Here is a 14,350-nt window from a genome sequence, read left to right on the forward strand (position 1 = left end):
GCTTTTGCTCGTTCGAAACTTGCACGTACATGCAAATAAAGGAGGACGCATGGCCTGGGTCTACTTGTTGATCGCCTCGGTGTTCGAGGTGGTCTTCGCCCTCGCGACCAACGCCACGGAGGGCTTCACCCAGCTCTGGCCGTCGCTGCTGACCGTGGCCGCCGCCGGGGCCGGGATCTTCTTCCTCAGCCTGGCGCTCAAGTCGCTGGACGTCGGCGTCGGCTACACGGTCTGGACCGGCATCGGCTCCGTCGGCACCGTGATCCTCGGCTCGGTGCTGTTCGGCGAGGTGATCAACGGCTGGAAGGCGCTGGCCTTCGTGCTCATCATCGGCGGCGTGCTCGGGCTCAGGCTCGCCGACCGGTTCGCCCGCGAGCCCGAGACCGCCTGACATCCGAAGGAGAACCTCCCATGGCCTGGATCTACCTCGCGATCGCCATCGTCTTCGAGATCGCCTTCGCCCTCGGCACCAACGCCACTCAGGGCTTCACCAAGCTCTGGCCCTCCGTCTTCACCCTGCTCGCCGCCGCGGGCGGCATCTTCACCCTCAGCCTCGCGCTGACGACCCTGGACGTCGGCGTCGGCTACACCATCTGGACCGGCGTCGGCTCCATCGGCACGGTCATACTCGGCGCCCTCGTCTACAAGGAGAAGATCACCCTGCCGAAGCTGATCTCCTTCGCCGCGATCATCGCGGGCGTCGTCACCCTCAGGCTCGCGGCCGGCGTCTGACGGTCACGGACGCGCGGCATGCGAGGCGGGCTCCGGCTGCGCCAGGAGAGGGAGCATGACCTCCACCCGGGTGCCCTCCCCCGGTTTCCCGCTGATCACGCAGATCCCGCCCAGCTCGGCCGCCCGCTCGCGCATCGAGCTCAGGCCGACGCCGGAGCGACGGCCCTCCGGCAGGCCGGCGCCGTCGTCGGTGACGGTCACCCGCAGCACCCCCGGCTCGCGCTGCAGGGAGATGCGGGCCTGCTCGGCCCGCGCGTGCCGGCGCACGTTGGTCAGCGCCTCCTGGACGATGCGGTAGACGGCCACCTCCACGGCCGCGGGGAGCTCCGACAGCTCCCCCTCGACGGAAACGTCGATCTTGACCTCCGGCGACGCCTGGTCGGCCAGCTCGCGCACCGCCCGCGCCAGGCCCAGGTCGTCCAGGGCCGGCGGGCGCAGCCCGTACACCAGCTCGCGGATGTCGCCGGCGACGGCGTCCATCCCGGTACGCAGCTCGCGCAGCAGGGCGTCGGCCGAGTCCGGCGCCTCCTTCAGCCGGCTGCGGGCGATGTTGATCAGCATGGCCATGCCGGCCAGGCTCTGCCCCAGCCCGTCGTGCAGGTCGCGGCGGAGCCGCCGCCGTTCCTCCTCGCGGGTGGTCAGGATGCGCTCTCTGGAACGTTGCAGGTCCGCGGCCATCCGGACGGCGTGCGCGACGTCGGCCGCGTACGGGGTGAGGGTGGAGAGCACCCGCTCGTTGTGCGCGGCCGGGAAGCGGCGCGGCCCGGGGGCGCCCACGAACAGGCGGCCGACCTGCTCACCGTGCCAGACCAGGGGCACCTCGCGCGGCCGGTCGCCGATCCGGCCGTTCTCCACGTACCGCGGCTCCCCATCCGCTACCTCGACGGCCACCCCCTCGACCGCCAGCCCGTCGCGCAGCACCCCGATGACCGAGGTCAGCGCCTCGGCGGGGTCGCCGCGCCGGATCGCCTGGGTGAGCCGACCGGCCAGCAGCGCGGGGTCGCCGACCTTCCCGTAGAGCATGCGGTCGACGGCCCGCTGCAACGCGCGCCGCAACGGCTGGAAGAACGCCCCGGCGAACAGGGCCGACACCAGCCCGGCGATCCTGTCGTACCCGGACACGCCCAAACTCGCCACGGCGCCGACGCCGAAGTAGACGGCGCTGACCATCACGATCAGCCCGGCGGCCACGAACGTGCGGCTGATGACGGTGTCGATCCCGTACAGCCGGTAGCGCATGACCGAGACCGCCACCGCGACCGGGATGAACCCGGCCCACAGCACCCCTATCCACATGAGTCCGGGCAGCGCGGTCCCGACGAGCAGGAAGACGATGTAGCCGGTGAACGCGAACAGCGGCCACCCGATCTGCCGCCTGCCCACCGGGTCGGCCCGCCGCAACCGCAGCGCGAGTGAGAGCGCGGCCAGCGCCATGGACGTGTAGATGCCGGTCCAGGCGACCGAGAAGATGGCCTCCTGGTACGGGGCGAGCGCCCTGATCTCCAGCGGGTTGGGGATGACCTCGGGGTACCAGTAGCCGGCCGGGGACGGGTCGGGGCGGGTGGCGTTGCGGAGCATCTCGGCGCCGAGCGAGACGGCGCTCAGCCAGAGCGCCCAGCGCCAGCGCGGTGACGGCAGCCGCCCGTCGGGCGAGTACAGCGGCAGCAGCGAGGTGAGCGTGATCCCGCACATGGCCCAGAACAGGACGTACGCGTGCCGCAGGTGACCGGAGAGCAGCAGGTGCCCGTCGGCGGCGACCCGGAGCATGAGGGAGTGGCAGAAGTCGCTGAGCCCGGCCGCGAGACCGCCGACGGACATCATCCAGGCCATGTTCAGCCGCGGCCGGTGCGCGATCAGGAAGGCCCCGACCGCGGGGAAGGTGAACGCCACGGCCGACTGCGGGGTGACGGTGGTGGGAGGCGTCCAGTCAGCGGGCAGCCCGGCCCACTGCACGAGCGCGGCGATCTCGGCCAGCGGCGCCAGCACAGCCATGGCGACAGCCACCAGCCGCACGGCTGTTACTGTGGTCTTCCCGGCGAACACCGCGACCCTGGCCTTTCCCGTCCCCCACCGTCGTCCCTGCCGGAACGTTGGACAGGATTATGGCTTCTTTATGGTGATAAATCACCTTTTGTGGCCGTGCCGTTACTCCTGACCCTTGACGTGAACCCCCGTCACCCTGGATGCCAGACTCGGAAGCATGCAGAAGACATCTCTGGACGCCCTCGTACGCGAGCACCTCAAGCGGGCCGGCGACGCCTCGACGGGCCGCAGCGCCGAGACCCTGTACGGCGGCCACGAGCACGTGCTCCGGCAGACGCTCATCACGCTCAAGGCCGGGCAGTCGCTGGCCGAGCACGAGAACCCCGGCGAGGCCACCCTGGTGGTCCTGCACGGCCGGGTCCGCCTGCGCAGCGGCCCCGACTCCTGGGACGGCATGGCCGGCGACCATCTGATCATCCCGCCGGCCCGCCACAGCCTGGAGGCGCTGGAGGACGCCGGCTGCCTGCTCACCGTCGCGAAGATCCCGTGACGGCTCAGCGGGGCGTGAACCGGACGAACGGGATGCGCCGCCCCACCTCCCGATAGTCGGACTCGGAGCCGTCCACCAGGAACCCCATGAGCTTGACCAGCCGCTTGGCCAGGCCGGGGTTGCGGAGGGCGTACGTGGCCATGAGCTCGGCGCCCTCCTCCGGTTCGAGCGGCCGCGCGACCATCGGGCGGGCGCGGGAGCCCACCTGGACGACGACCTCGGGCGTCTTGAGCACGTTGCGGTACCAGTCGGAGCGGCGTCCGTAGCCGGCGGCCGCCACATGACCCTCGCCCGCCACGTCGTGGTCGACGGTCTCGACGACCACCTGACGCGGCTCGCCGGACACCCGCCCGATGTGGGTGACCAGCATGAACCGGCCGCCCATCAGCCATCCCAGCCGGAGGCGGTAGAGGTGGATCGGCAGCCGGAACAGCAACCGGCGGATCCCTGACGGCTTCGGCGGCGTGTCGAGAATCTCCATCTTCACTCCTTCTGCGTGGCCGCCTCAGTCGGCGGCGAGACCGGCGGTCACGTCGGGCACGCCGTTGTCCAGCCGCGGCGGGCGGCGGTATCCGGTGCCCGGCGGGCGCTCGGGGATCTCGATCCCAGGGCGCGGCACGTCCTCGTACGGGATCGTGGACAGCAGGTGGCTGATCATGTTGATCCTGGCCCGCCGCTTGTCCTCGCTCTCGACGTCGTACCAGGGCGCCTCGGGGATGTGGGTGTGGATGAGCATCTCGTCCTTGGCCCGCGAGTACGCCTCCCAGCGGGTGATGGACTCCACGTCGATGCCCGACAGCTTCCAGCTGCGCATCGGGTCGGCCAGCCGCTTGCGGAAGCGCCGCTCCTGCTCGGCGTCGCTCACCGAGAACCAGTACTTGCGCAGCAGGATCCCGTCCTCGACCAGCAGCCGCTCGAAGATCGGGCACTGGTGGAGGAACCGGGTGTACTCCTCCTCGGTGCAGAAGCCCATCACCCGCTCCACGTTCGCCCGGTTGTACCAGCTGCGGTCGAACAGCACGATGGAGCCGGCCGAGGGCAGGTGCTGGATGTAGCGCTGGAAGTACCACTGGGTGCGCTCGCGCTCGGTGGGCGCGGGGAGTGCGACGATGCGGGTGACGCGCGGGTTCAGATACTCCGTGACCCGCTTGATCGTGCCGCCCTTCCCGGCGGCGTCGCGCCCTTCGAAGATCACCACCACCCGCTTGCCCTCGGCCCTGACCCATTCCTGGAGCTTCACCAGTTCGCCCTGGAGCCGGTAGAGCTCCTTCTCGTACACCTTGCGCGCCAGCTTCCCGCCGGTCTGCCGTTCGTCCGCCATGCGAACCTCCGCTGCCCTGGATACGCGCCGACACCCTAACCGGAGTCCGCCTGTCTTCCCTGCTGCGGCCTTGACAAATTTTTTTGTCGGTGCGAGGGTAAGGGCACTGAACACGAAGGAGACGCACATGACCACCGTGATTTCCCGCGACGGCACCACCATCGCCTACACCCGCGTCGGCCGGGGCCCCGCGCTCCTGCTCGTCGACGGCGCGATGTGCTACCGCGCCTCGGGCCCCAACACCTCGCTCGCCGAGGAGCTGGCCGACACCTGCACGGTCTACACCTACGACCGGCGCGGCCGCGGTGAGAGCGGCGACACCGCCCCCTTCGCCCCCGAACGCGAGATCGAGGACATCGCCGCCCTCATCGAGATGATCGGCGAGCCGGTCTTCCTGTACGGCATCTCGTCCGGCGCGGCGCTGGCCCTGGCCGCCGCCGCGAGCGGGCTGCCGGTCAGCAAGGTCGCGGTGTACGAGCCGCCCTTCATCGTCGACGGCACCCGCCCGCCCATCCCCGCCGACTACACCGAGAGCATCGAGCGCCACCTGGCCGCGGGCAAGCCGGGCGCGGCCATCCGCTACTTCATGCGCAAGGGCGTCAACCTGCCCGCCCCGATCGTCGCCATGATGACCGTCATGCCCGGCTGGTCGTCGATGAAGGCGGTCGCCCACACGCTGCCGTACGACACCGCGTTCGTGACCGAGTTCGAGCACGGCAGGCCGCTGCCCGAGGGCCGGTGGGACGGCGTCAAGATGCCCGCCCTGGTCGTCAACGGCAGCAAGAGCCCCGCCTGGATCCGCAACGGCACCCGCGACCTGGCCCGGGTGCTCCCCGACGCCGAGCACCGCACGCTCGACGGCCAGACCCACATCGTCAAGGCCGCCGCCCTGGCGCCCGTCCTGAAGGGGTTCTTCCGATGATCTTCCGTACCACCGTCGAGCTGGGCGGCAAGACCGCCACCGGATTCGAGGTGCCGCCCGAGGTGGTGGCCGAACTGGGCGCGGGCAAGCGCCCGCCCGTACGGGTCACGATCAACGGGTACGTCTACCGCAGCACCGTGGCCCTGATGGGCGGCCGCTACCTGCTCCCGCTCGCCGCCGAGCGCCGGGAGGCCGCCGGCGTCCAGGCCGGCGACGAGATCGAGGTCGCCCTGGAGCTCGACACCGAGCCCCGTACGGTCACCGTGCCGCCCGACCTGGCCGAGGCGCTCGACCGGGCGCCGGAGGCCAAGGCCTTCTTCGACGGCCTGTCGTACTCCCGGCAGCTGCGCGTCGTGCTGCAGGTCGAGGGCGCGAAGAAGGCCGAGACCAGGCAGCGGCGGGTCGCCGGTCTGGTCGCCAAGCTCGCCGCCGGACAGGACTGAGGCCCGGCCTCCCTCTTGAGAGTGAGCCGGAGGATCGCCCGTGGCGGCGATCCGCTGCCGGGCCGGAAATCTGACGATTGGTAGGCGATCCCGACCCGCTTCGAAGGAGCCACCATGTCCGTCAGACACGACTCTCCCGTCCCGCCGCCCACCACGCTCGCGACCGTCTCGTACGTGGCCGCGCCACTGCTCGCCCTGGTCTACGGAGTGCTCAGGATCGTCGACGGGTTCGACGGGAGCAGAGGACCGGGAGCGGCCTGGACGCTCGGGCACCTGGCCTTCATGGCGGGCCTGGTGCTGTTCGGGGTGATGTTCCAGGACATGCGACGGTTGCTCGGGGGCAACCGGGCCGCAGCCGTGACGCACGCCGTCGGGCTCGCGGGGATCGCCTTCACGTTCGCCCAGTTCGCCGTCGACGTGGTGGTGGGCTTCATGGCCGACGACCACGAGGCCATGGGCACGCTGTTCGACCAAGTGCAGGCGGTGCCCGGGGTGTCGCTGCTGGTCTACGAGGCCGGGCCGATCCTGTTCTACGTCGCCCTGCTCGCCTTCGCGGTCCAGCTCGCCGTCCGGGGGCTCGTCCGGCCCTGGATGCCGCTGCTCGTCCTGGCCCAGGTGACGCTCCCGCCGATCTCGCTCGACCTCATCCCGGTGGGGTCCCTCCTGGGTGTGATCGCGTTCCTGCCGCTGGCCCTGCGGGCCAAGGACCGGGCCGTCCAGGCTCATGCGTGATCAGGTTCTTCCTCGTACGGGACATCCACTGATTTCTAGGGATTCGCCGTACGGTGCGAGAGGATGGGGAGCCGTGCCCGAGCCGCCCCTCATGACCGTGCTGCGGCGGCGCGCGCGAGCGCTGCCGCCCCTGCTCGTCGACGGCGCGCTCGCCCTCCTCATCGCCTGCGCGCAACTCTGGCCGCTGCTGGCCACCCGGCAGGAGGACGGCCTGCCGTGGCACTGGTGGGGGTACGCGGTCGCGATCGGCGCGTCGCTGCCCCTGATCTGGCGGCGCCGGCTGCCGCTGACCGTGCTGCTCACGTCGCTGGGCGTCAGCCTGCTGTACGACCTCGCCGACCACGTCGCCGAGCAGCCCGTCTGGTACGGCACGCTGATCGCGTACTACACCGTGGCCGAGCTGTCGTCCCGGCGGATCCGGATGCTGCTGCTGGCCTGCACCACGATCGGGCTGTTCTTCCTGCCCGGCTCGGCCGACACGGCGCTGCGCAGCGGCATCCTGCTGGTGGCCGCGTACGCGATGGGCCGGGCGGCGGCCGGCTCCCGCGCCCACGCGGCGGCGCTGGAGGAGCGGGCCGCCCGGCTGGAGCGGGAGCGCGAGCTGGAGGCCGAGCGCGCCGCCGAACGCGAGCGCGCCAGGATCGCCCGCGACATGCACGACATCCTCGCCCACGCGGTCAGCCTCATGGTGGTGCAGGCGGAGGCCGGGCCGGTGGCGGTCAGGAAGGACCCGGCGCGGGCCGAGGCGGCGTTCGACGCGATCGCCGGGGCCGGGCGGGACGCCATGGAACAGATCCGGCTCATGCTCGGCATCCTCAAGGACCGCGAGGCGCCGCGCGCGCCCCAGCCGACACTCGACGATCTCCCCGCGCTGGCCGCGCAGGTCACGGGCACGGGCCTGGAGGTGGGGTTCGAGGCGACGGGCGAGCGGCGGCCGGTGCCGGCCGGCTGCGCCGTGGCCGCGTACCGGATCGTCCAGGAGGCCCTCACCAACATCGTCAAGCATGCCGACGCCACCCGCGCCGACATCCGGCTCACCTGGGAGGAAGACACCCTCATGATCGACGTCACCGACGACGGCCGCGGCTCTGGGCGCGCCCTGCCCTCGGGCGGTCACGGGCTCATCGGCATCCGGGAACGCGCCGCGGCCTGCGGCGGCACGGCCACCGCCGGCCCCCGCCGGGACGCTCCCGGGTTCCACGTCTCCACCCGTTTCCCGCTCTCATGACCGCCCCCGGGATCCGGGTGGTGGTGGCCGACGACCAGGAGCTGGTGCGGAGCGGGTTCGCGATGATCCTGGACGCGCAGCCCGACATCGACGTGGCGGCGGAGGCCGGTGACGGGATCGAGGCCGTGGCCGCGGTCCGTGAACACCGGCCCGACGTGCTGCTGCTCGACATCCGCATGCCGCGGATGGACGGCATCGAGGCCGCCGGGATCGTGTGCGCCGAGACCGGGTGCCGGGTGCTCATGCTGACCACGTTCGACCTGGACGACTACGTGTACGACGCGCTGCGGGCCGGCGCCAGCGGGTTCCTGCTGAAGGACGTGCGCCGTGACGACCTGGTGCACGCGGTGCGGGTGGTGGCGGCCGGGGAGTCGCTGCTGGCCCCGTCGGTGACGACCCGGCTGATCCGCGAGTTCACGTCCCGGCCGGCCAAGCGGGGCGCCCGGACGGCGGTGGACGTGCTGACGGCCAGGGAGCGGGAGACGCTGCAGCTGATCGCCCGCGGGCTGTCCAACGCGGAGATCGCCGAGGCCATGGTGGTCAGCGAGCACACGGTGAAGACCCACGTCAGCAACCTGCTGGCCAAGCTCGGCCTGCGTGACCGGGTGCAGGCCGTGATCGCCGCCTACGAGTCGGGGCTGGCCGTCCCCGGCACGTGACAGGCCGTAGTTCACCGAGCGATGGAAAAGCGATGCCGCCAAATGATGCAATGGGCCGACCACCGTACTGAGGAGGCCCGTTGAGAGACAACCTCGACCTCGCCGCGAACGCCCAGGAGCTGGCCGACGCCGCGCCCGCCGGTTCCGTCGACCGGGCGGCGGCGTCGTCCGTGGCGATCACCCTGGCGACGACCCGCGACATCGCGCAGGCCAGGCAGACGCTGGACGGGCTCTCGCCCGAGGAGGTGCGGGAGGCGGCGCTGGCCCTGTTCGACCGGCTGTCCATGAGCTGATCCGGGCCCGATCCGGGCCTGATCCCTGGGCTCATCCCGGGGCGCATCCCGGGCTCGTCCTCGGGCCGACCGCTGGGCGAGCGCGCTCGACCGCTGGGCGACGGGGCCGTTGCAACGCTCCACGTCCCCGATCACCCTGAAGGCATGCCGGGCGTTGACACCATCGACGGCCTGACACGGGCCGTGGCCGACTTCGACACCAGCGGATTCGAGCTGCCGATGGAGGAGGCCGCCCTGTCCAGAGCGCGCCGCTCGCTCGTCGAGACCGGCCTCCTCCTGCTCGGCGAGGTGCACGGGGTACGGGAGAACCCGCTGATCATCCGGCGGCTGGTGGACGCGCTCGGGCTGCGCAGCCTCGCGCTCGAATGGCACGGCGGCCTGACCATGGAGCTCTACACGTACCTGAGACACGGCACGCCGCTGGAGCACCCGCACTGGTGGCTCGGCGACGGGCGGGTGACGGCGGGCCACCTGGCGGTGCTGCGGCAGCTGTCCCCGATCACGATCACGCTGTTCGAGGGCACGGAGATCACGGCCGACTGGTCGGCCAGGGAGGCGGCCATGGCCCGGCGGGTGCTGGACATGGTGGCCGCCCCCACGCTGGTGGTCGCGGGCAACGCCCACACCGGCACCGCGCCGAACGCGCTCGGCATGCCGATGGGCGCCTTCCTGGCGCGCGGGCGGCCGGGGCTGGAGAGCATCCGGATCGACTACGGCCGCGGCGACTTCTACGCGATGGAGCGCCGCAGCGTCGACGAGCCGGCGGCGGCGCGCGGGCTCCAAGTGGTCGGCCGTGAGCTTGTGGTGGGGTTGCCGGAGTTCACCGAGGCGACGGTTCCGCAACTTCCTCTGGACGCGCTGCGGGCGCGGCTCACACGGTTCTGAGCTCCGACTGGGGTCCGACCGAGGCTAAGGGATCTTTCATGGGGGCAGCGGATGCGTCAGTCTGTGGGTATCCGTTCATCTAGACATCGAGGAGACTTGTGGCCGATCCCGTCAGCCTGGCGACCCGGGGCAGCGACTTCGCCAGACTCGCTAACAAGATCACTGAGGCCGGTCTGCTCGACCGGCGTCCTGTCTATTACGCCGTCCGCGGCGCCCTTGTCGCGGCGGCCTACGCGGGCGGCTGGGCGCTGTTCGCGTGGGTGGGCGACTCCTGGCTGCAGATGCTCGTGGCCGCCGTCCTCGCCGTGGTCTTCACCCAGGTCGGTTTCATCGCGCACGACCTCGGCCACCGGCAGGTCTTCAGGAGCCGCCGGACCAGCGACATCGTCGGCCTGCTGGTCGGCAACCTCGGCATCGGCCTCGGCTGGGGCTGGTGGAACACCAAGCACAACAAGCATCACGCCAACCCCAACCACGAGGACCACGACCCGGACGTCTCCCCCGCCGTGATCGTCTGGTCGGAGGACCAGGTGGCCAACAGCCGGGGCCTGCCCCGGTTCCTCGCCAAGCGACAGGCGTTCTGGTTCTTCCCGCTGCTCACGCTGGAGGCCTGGCACCTCCACGTGGCCAGCGTGAAGGCGCTGCTCAAGCCGGGTTCGCGGCACCGCCGCACCGAGGCCGTGCTGCTGCTGACGCACTTCGCGCTGTACTTCGGCGCGGTCTTCGCGGTGCTGCCGTTCGGCAAGGCCCTGCTGTTCCTGATCGTCCACCAGGGGGTCTTCGGCGTGTACCTGGGCTGCTCGTTCGCGCCCAACCACAAGGGCATGCCGGTGCTGACCGCCGCCGACAAGCTGGACTTCCTGCGCAAGCAGGTGCTCACCTCGCGCAACGTCAAGGGCGGCTTCGTCACCGACATCGCGCTCGGCCAGCTCAACTACCAGATCGAGCACCACCTGTTCCCGAACATGCCGGCGCCCAACCTGCGCAAGGCGCAGCCGATCGTCCAGCGCTACTGCGAGGAGATCGGCGTCAGCTACCTGGAGACCGGGCTGTTCAACTCGTACGGGCAGGCGCTGCGGCACCTTCACGAGGTGGGGGCCGCGCTGCGCTGACCCTGGCGCTCATCACTCGTCCGGCCGGCGGCGCAGGCTCTCACGGCGCTCTTCCAACTCGGAGATGAGCCCGGCCTGCTCGTCGGCCTGGGTGATCAGGGCCGAGATCTCCGCCTGGTCGGTCGGCCCCATCTCGCCGATCTGCTCGCGTTGCTCGCGGTTCTCCTCCTTGAGCCGTGCGATCTCCTCGTCGAGCCTGCGCAGTTCCTCTTCGTTGCTCATCCCGGGGCTGTACCCGCGCGCGGCCGGGTTACGACTCGGGGTGTATGGCTCGTACGCGGCGCGGGCGGCGAGAATGGGAGCATGCGCAAACTGCCCGCGAGCACCGTCATGTCGCTCGTCGTCGTGGCGGTGACCGTGCTGGCGTTCGCCGTGACCTGGGTGATCCGCGACGACCTGGAGCTCAGGGTGATCGACGTGGTGCTGCCCGTCGTCGCCCTGGCCGGGGTGCTGCTCCGCGAGCGTTGGCCCGTGGGGGCGCTGATCACCGTGATCGCCGCGACCCTGGCCTACTTTCCCCTGTCCTCGCTCGACGCGCCCATCATCTTCCTGCCGTTCGTGGTCCTCTACACCGCGGCCGAGCGGGGCCATCTCATCGCCGCCGTCACCACCGGCTCGGTCGCGCTGCTGGCCATGGGGCTGGGCGAGACCGGAGACGTGCGCCACGTCGACGACGGCGCGTTCATCATGATCGCCGGTTGGGTGGTGGCAGCCATCGCGGCGGGCAGCGTGACCCGCAACCGCCGCGCCTACCTCCAGGAGGCCGAGCGCCGGGTGCGCGAGGCCGAGCACGGCAAGGAGGAGGAGGCCAGGCGGCGGGCCGGCGAGGAGCGGCTGCGCATCGCCCGCGAGCTGCACGATGTGCTCGGGCACAACATCTCCCTGATCAACGTGCAGGCGTCGGCGGCGCTGCACGGGCTGAAGAAGCGGCCCGACGATGCCGAGCGGGCGCTGCGGACGATCAAGGAGACGAGCAAGGAGACCCTGCGCGAGCTGCGCACCACGCTGGGCGTGCTGCGCCAGGTCGACGAGGACGCGCCGACCGCGCCCGCCGACAGCCTGGCGCGGCTCGACTCGCTGGTCGGGGCGTCCGGGCTGGCGGTCCGCACCGAGCTGTCCGGCCCGCTCGACCGGGTCCCGGTCGAGGTCGACCTGGCCGCGACCCGCATCATCCGCGAGGCGCTGACCAACGTCGCCCGCCACTCCGCCGCGGGCGAGGCCACCCTCGCCGTCGCCGCCGACGACGGGCGGGTGCTGATCCGGGTGGACGACGACGGCCCGGGAGTCCCCTTCACCGAGGGCAGCGGCTACGGCCTGGTGGGCATGCGCGAGCGGGCGACGGCCCTGGGTGGCAGCCTGGAGGCGGGCCCCCGCCCCGAGGGCGGCTTCCGCGTCCTCGCCTCACTACCGCTGGACGGAGCTTCATGATCCGCGTGCTGCTGGCCGACGACCAGACCCTCGTACGGGCCGGTTTCCGGTCCATTCTCAGCGACGAGGACGACTTCGAGGTGGTGGGCGAGGCGGCCAACGGCGCCGAGGCCGTGGCCCTGGCCCGCGACCTGCGGCCGGACGTGGTGCTCATGGACATCCGGATGCCCGAGCTCGACGGCCTGGAGGCCACCCGCCGGATCGCCGGCGACCCGCGGCTCGACGCGGTCAAGGTGATCATCCTGACCACGTTCGACCTCGACGACTACGTCTACGGCGCGCTGCGCGCGGGCGCGGGCGGGTTCCTGGTCAAGGACACCGAGCCGGCCGAGCTGATCCACGCCGTCCGCGTGGTGGCCAGGGGCGACGCCCTCATCTCGCCCTCCGTCACCCGGCGGCTGATCGCCGAGTTCGCCGGCCGGGTCACCCGGCCCGACCCCGCGCCCCGGCTCAACGCGCTCACCGAGCGGGAGCGCGAGGTGCTGGCCCTGGTCGCGGGCGGGCTGAGCAACGACGAGATCGCGGCCAAGCTGGTGCTGAGCCCGGCCACGGCCAAGACCCACGTGAGCCGGATCATGGCCAAGCTCCGCGCGCGCGACCGCGCCCAGCTCGTGGTGCTCGCCTACGAGGCCGGGGTCATCACGCCGGGCTGGCTCTCCGACGGCCGCCGGTGAGCCGTACCTCCCGGGGAGTACGCCCCGGCGGCCCATGACACCCCGGTCGTACGACGGGTGACCGCCGCGGGCTGACGCGCGGGCCGTGACCGTGAGCCGACTCTGGCGGCATGGACACCGTCGACCTGGCGCGCCTGCAGTTCGCGCTCACCGCGGGCGCGCACTTCCTCTTCGTCGCGCTCACGCTCGGCCTGGCCACGCTGGTGGCCGTCATCCAGACCCGGGCCACGATCGGCCGCAGCCCGGTCCATCTGGGCATGACCAGGTTCTGGGGCCAGCTCTACATCATCAACTACGCGATGGGCATCGTCACCGGGCTCGTCATGGAGTTCCAGCTCGGCATGGCGTGGAGCGGGCTGGCGGAGTTCGCGGGCAACGCGTTCGGCTCCGCGCTGGCGCTGGAGACGATGATCGCCTTCTTCGTCGAGTCGACGTTCCTCGGGCTGTGGATCTTCGGCTGGGACAAGCTGAACCGGTGGGCGCACCTGGCGGTGATCTGGGTCGTCACGCTCACCGCGTACGCCTCGGCTTTCTGGATCATGGTGGCCAACGGGTTCCTGCAGAACCCGGTGGGCTACCGGTTCGACGGCCACGCGCTGCACGTCACCGACTTCGGCGCGATGGTGGCCAACCCTGCGGCGACGGTGGCGCTCGGGCACGTCCTGGGCGGGGCGCTGATGGTCGGCGGCTTCTTCATGGCCGGGGTGAGCGCCTACCACCTGTTCAGGCGTACTCCTGACCAGGACTTCTTCCGCAAGTCGCTGCGGATAGGGGTCGGGGTGGCGCTGCCCGCGACGATCGTCACGGCCACGTTCGGCGGGATGGGGTTCCAGACGCTGCAGCCGGGCAAGCTCGCCGCCTGGACGCGCGACGCCGAGCTCGCCGCCCAGGTCCAGGCGGAGATGACCGCGCTGCACGGGCCGGGCGACTACCTGCCGCCGGTGGGGTGGGTGCAGGGCGGGGCGCTGACGATGCTGATCCTGTTCGCGATCATGCTCTTCCTGTCCGGGGCGAACGTCCTGCTCATGCTCGCCCGGCCGGTCGTGCACCGGTTCCGGGCCTGGCACGTGCTGCTGATCGCGGCGATCCCGCTGCCGTTCGGGGCGATGCTGGGCGGCTGGGTCTTCCGCGAGATGGGGCGGCAGCCGTGGGCCGTCTACGGGCTGCTGACCACCGAGGACGCGATGTCGCCGGTGAGCGAGGGGACGATGCGCTTCTCGCTGGTGGCGTTCACCGCGGTGTTCGCCGTCCTGGTCGTGATCAACTTCTGGCTGCTGGCCAGGGCCGCCAGGCGCGGGCCCGCCGGCGTCGCCCTGGGCGCCCGGCCCGCCGAGAAGAAGCCCGAGCCCGTCCCCGCCTTCTGAGGACCCGCCTTCTGAGGAGTGATC

The 14,350-nt window shown here is 71.4% G+C and carries 18 protein-coding genes; 14 read left to right on the forward strand and 4 right to left on the reverse strand.

All coding sequences use genetic code 11. The annotated features are described in order from the left end of the window. Window positions 1-49 precede the first annotated feature (49 nt). Window positions 50-391: a DMT family transporter gene (locus ACGFI7_RS38380; protein ID WP_393413600.1), complete on the forward strand. Its 342-nt coding sequence runs from the start codon at window positions 50-52 to the stop codon at window positions 389-391. Window positions 392-411: 20 nt separating this feature from the next. After that, the gene (locus tag ACGFI7_RS38385; RefSeq protein WP_393413602.1) at window positions 412-732 is read left to right on the forward strand and encodes a DMT family transporter; all 321 of its coding nucleotides are present in this window, start codon (window positions 412-414) and stop codon (window positions 730-732) included. 3 nt (window positions 733-735) lie between these two features. Here ACGFI7_RS38385 and ACGFI7_RS38390 read toward each other — a convergent pair whose 3' ends face one another. Continuing rightward, window positions 736-2,745, reverse strand: coding sequence for a sensor histidine kinase (locus ACGFI7_RS38390; RefSeq protein WP_393413604.1), 2,010 nt, complete (start codon window positions 2,743-2,745; stop codon window positions 736-738). A gap of 187 nt (window positions 2,746-2,932) precedes the next feature. Here ACGFI7_RS38390 and ACGFI7_RS38395 point away from each other — a divergent pair, with 187 nt between their 5' ends. Further along, window positions 2,933-3,265, forward strand: coding sequence for a cupin domain-containing protein (locus ACGFI7_RS38395; RefSeq protein WP_393413606.1), 333 nt, complete (start codon window positions 2,933-2,935; stop codon window positions 3,263-3,265). Between the two features lie 4 nt (window positions 3,266-3,269). Here ACGFI7_RS38395 and ACGFI7_RS38400 read toward each other — a convergent pair whose 3' ends face one another. Both ACGFI7_RS38400 and ppk2 read right to left on the reverse strand, forming a co-directional pair. Continuing rightward, window positions 3,270-3,746, reverse strand: coding sequence for a nitroreductase family deazaflavin-dependent oxidoreductase (locus ACGFI7_RS38400; protein ID WP_393413608.1), 477 nt, complete (start codon window positions 3,744-3,746; stop codon window positions 3,270-3,272). Between the two features lie 24 nt (window positions 3,747-3,770). Next, entirely contained in the window at window positions 3,771-4,586 is an 816-nt protein-coding gene (gene ppk2, locus ACGFI7_RS38405) for a polyphosphate kinase 2 (protein ID WP_393413610.1), read from the reverse strand. Window positions 4,587-4,713: 127 nt separating this feature from the next. On the opposite strand from ppk2, the gene ACGFI7_RS38410 reads away from it, so the two are divergent. From ACGFI7_RS38410 to ACGFI7_RS38445, 8 genes are all read left to right on the forward strand, one after another. After that, window positions 4,714-5,508 carry an alpha/beta fold hydrolase gene (locus tag ACGFI7_RS38410; RefSeq protein ID WP_393413612.1) on the forward strand — a complete coding sequence of 265 codons (795 nt, stop codon included), beginning with the start codon at window positions 4,714-4,716 and terminating at the stop codon, window positions 5,506-5,508. Beyond that, window positions 5,505-5,951 (forward strand): YdeI/OmpD-associated family protein, encoded by a 447-nt coding sequence (locus ACGFI7_RS38415; protein WP_393413614.1) that lies wholly within the window; start codon window positions 5,505-5,507, stop codon window positions 5,949-5,951. The genes ACGFI7_RS38410 and ACGFI7_RS38415 overlap by 4 nt, the downstream gene beginning before the upstream one ends. 114 nt (window positions 5,952-6,065) lie before the next feature. Beyond that, window positions 6,066-6,683, forward strand: coding sequence for a hypothetical protein (locus ACGFI7_RS38420; RefSeq protein ID WP_393413616.1), 618 nt, complete (start codon window positions 6,066-6,068; stop codon window positions 6,681-6,683). 73 nt (window positions 6,684-6,756) lie between these two features. Beyond that, a complete protein-coding gene (locus ACGFI7_RS38425; RefSeq protein WP_393413618.1) occupies window positions 6,757-7,911 on the forward strand; it encodes a sensor histidine kinase in 1,155 nt (384 codons plus the stop codon). Further along, window positions 7,908-8,570 carry a response regulator gene (locus ACGFI7_RS38430; RefSeq protein WP_393413620.1) on the forward strand — a complete coding sequence of 221 codons (663 nt, stop codon included), beginning with the start codon at window positions 7,908-7,910 and terminating at the stop codon, window positions 8,568-8,570. Before ACGFI7_RS38425 ends, ACGFI7_RS38430 begins: the two co-directional genes overlap by 4 nt. Before the next feature lie 80 nt (window positions 8,571-8,650). Next, window positions 8,651-8,863, forward strand: coding sequence for a hypothetical protein (locus ACGFI7_RS38435; RefSeq protein ID WP_393413622.1), 213 nt, complete (start codon window positions 8,651-8,653; stop codon window positions 8,861-8,863). A gap of 144 nt (window positions 8,864-9,007) precedes the next feature. Continuing rightward, window positions 9,008-9,748 carry a hypothetical protein gene (locus ACGFI7_RS38440; protein WP_393413624.1) on the forward strand — a complete coding sequence of 247 codons (741 nt, stop codon included), beginning with the start codon at window positions 9,008-9,010 and terminating at the stop codon, window positions 9,746-9,748. A 98-nt stretch (window positions 9,749-9,846) separates the two neighbouring features. After that, entirely contained in the window at window positions 9,847-10,860 is a 1,014-nt protein-coding gene (locus ACGFI7_RS38445; protein ID WP_393413626.1) for a fatty acid desaturase family protein, read from the forward strand. Between the two features lie 12 nt (window positions 10,861-10,872). Here the strand turns inward: ACGFI7_RS38445 and ACGFI7_RS38450 are convergent, their stop codons facing one another. After that, window positions 10,873-11,082: a hypothetical protein gene (locus tag ACGFI7_RS38450; protein WP_393413628.1), complete on the reverse strand. Its 210-nt coding sequence runs from the start codon at window positions 11,080-11,082 to the stop codon at window positions 10,873-10,875. Between the two features lie 81 nt (window positions 11,083-11,163). Between ACGFI7_RS38450 and ACGFI7_RS38455 the strand changes: the two genes are divergently transcribed. From ACGFI7_RS38455 to ACGFI7_RS38465, 3 genes are all read left to right on the forward strand, one after another. Continuing rightward, a complete protein-coding gene (locus tag ACGFI7_RS38455; RefSeq protein ID WP_393413630.1) occupies window positions 11,164-12,288 on the forward strand; it encodes a sensor histidine kinase in 1,125 nt (374 codons plus the stop codon). Continuing rightward, entirely contained in the window at window positions 12,285-12,962 is a 678-nt protein-coding gene (locus tag ACGFI7_RS38460) for a response regulator (RefSeq protein WP_393413632.1), read from the forward strand. The genes ACGFI7_RS38455 and ACGFI7_RS38460 overlap by 4 nt, the downstream gene beginning before the upstream one ends. 110 nt (window positions 12,963-13,072) lie before the next feature. Beyond that, a complete protein-coding gene (locus tag ACGFI7_RS38465; protein ID WP_393413634.1) occupies window positions 13,073-14,326 on the forward strand; it encodes a cytochrome ubiquinol oxidase subunit I in 1,254 nt (417 codons plus the stop codon). Window positions 14,327-14,350: the final 24 nt, after the last annotated feature.

This window comes from Nonomuraea sp. NPDC048826 (assembly GCF_043198225.1).
GTDB lineage: Bacteria > Actinomycetota > Actinomycetes > Streptosporangiales > Streptosporangiaceae > Nonomuraea.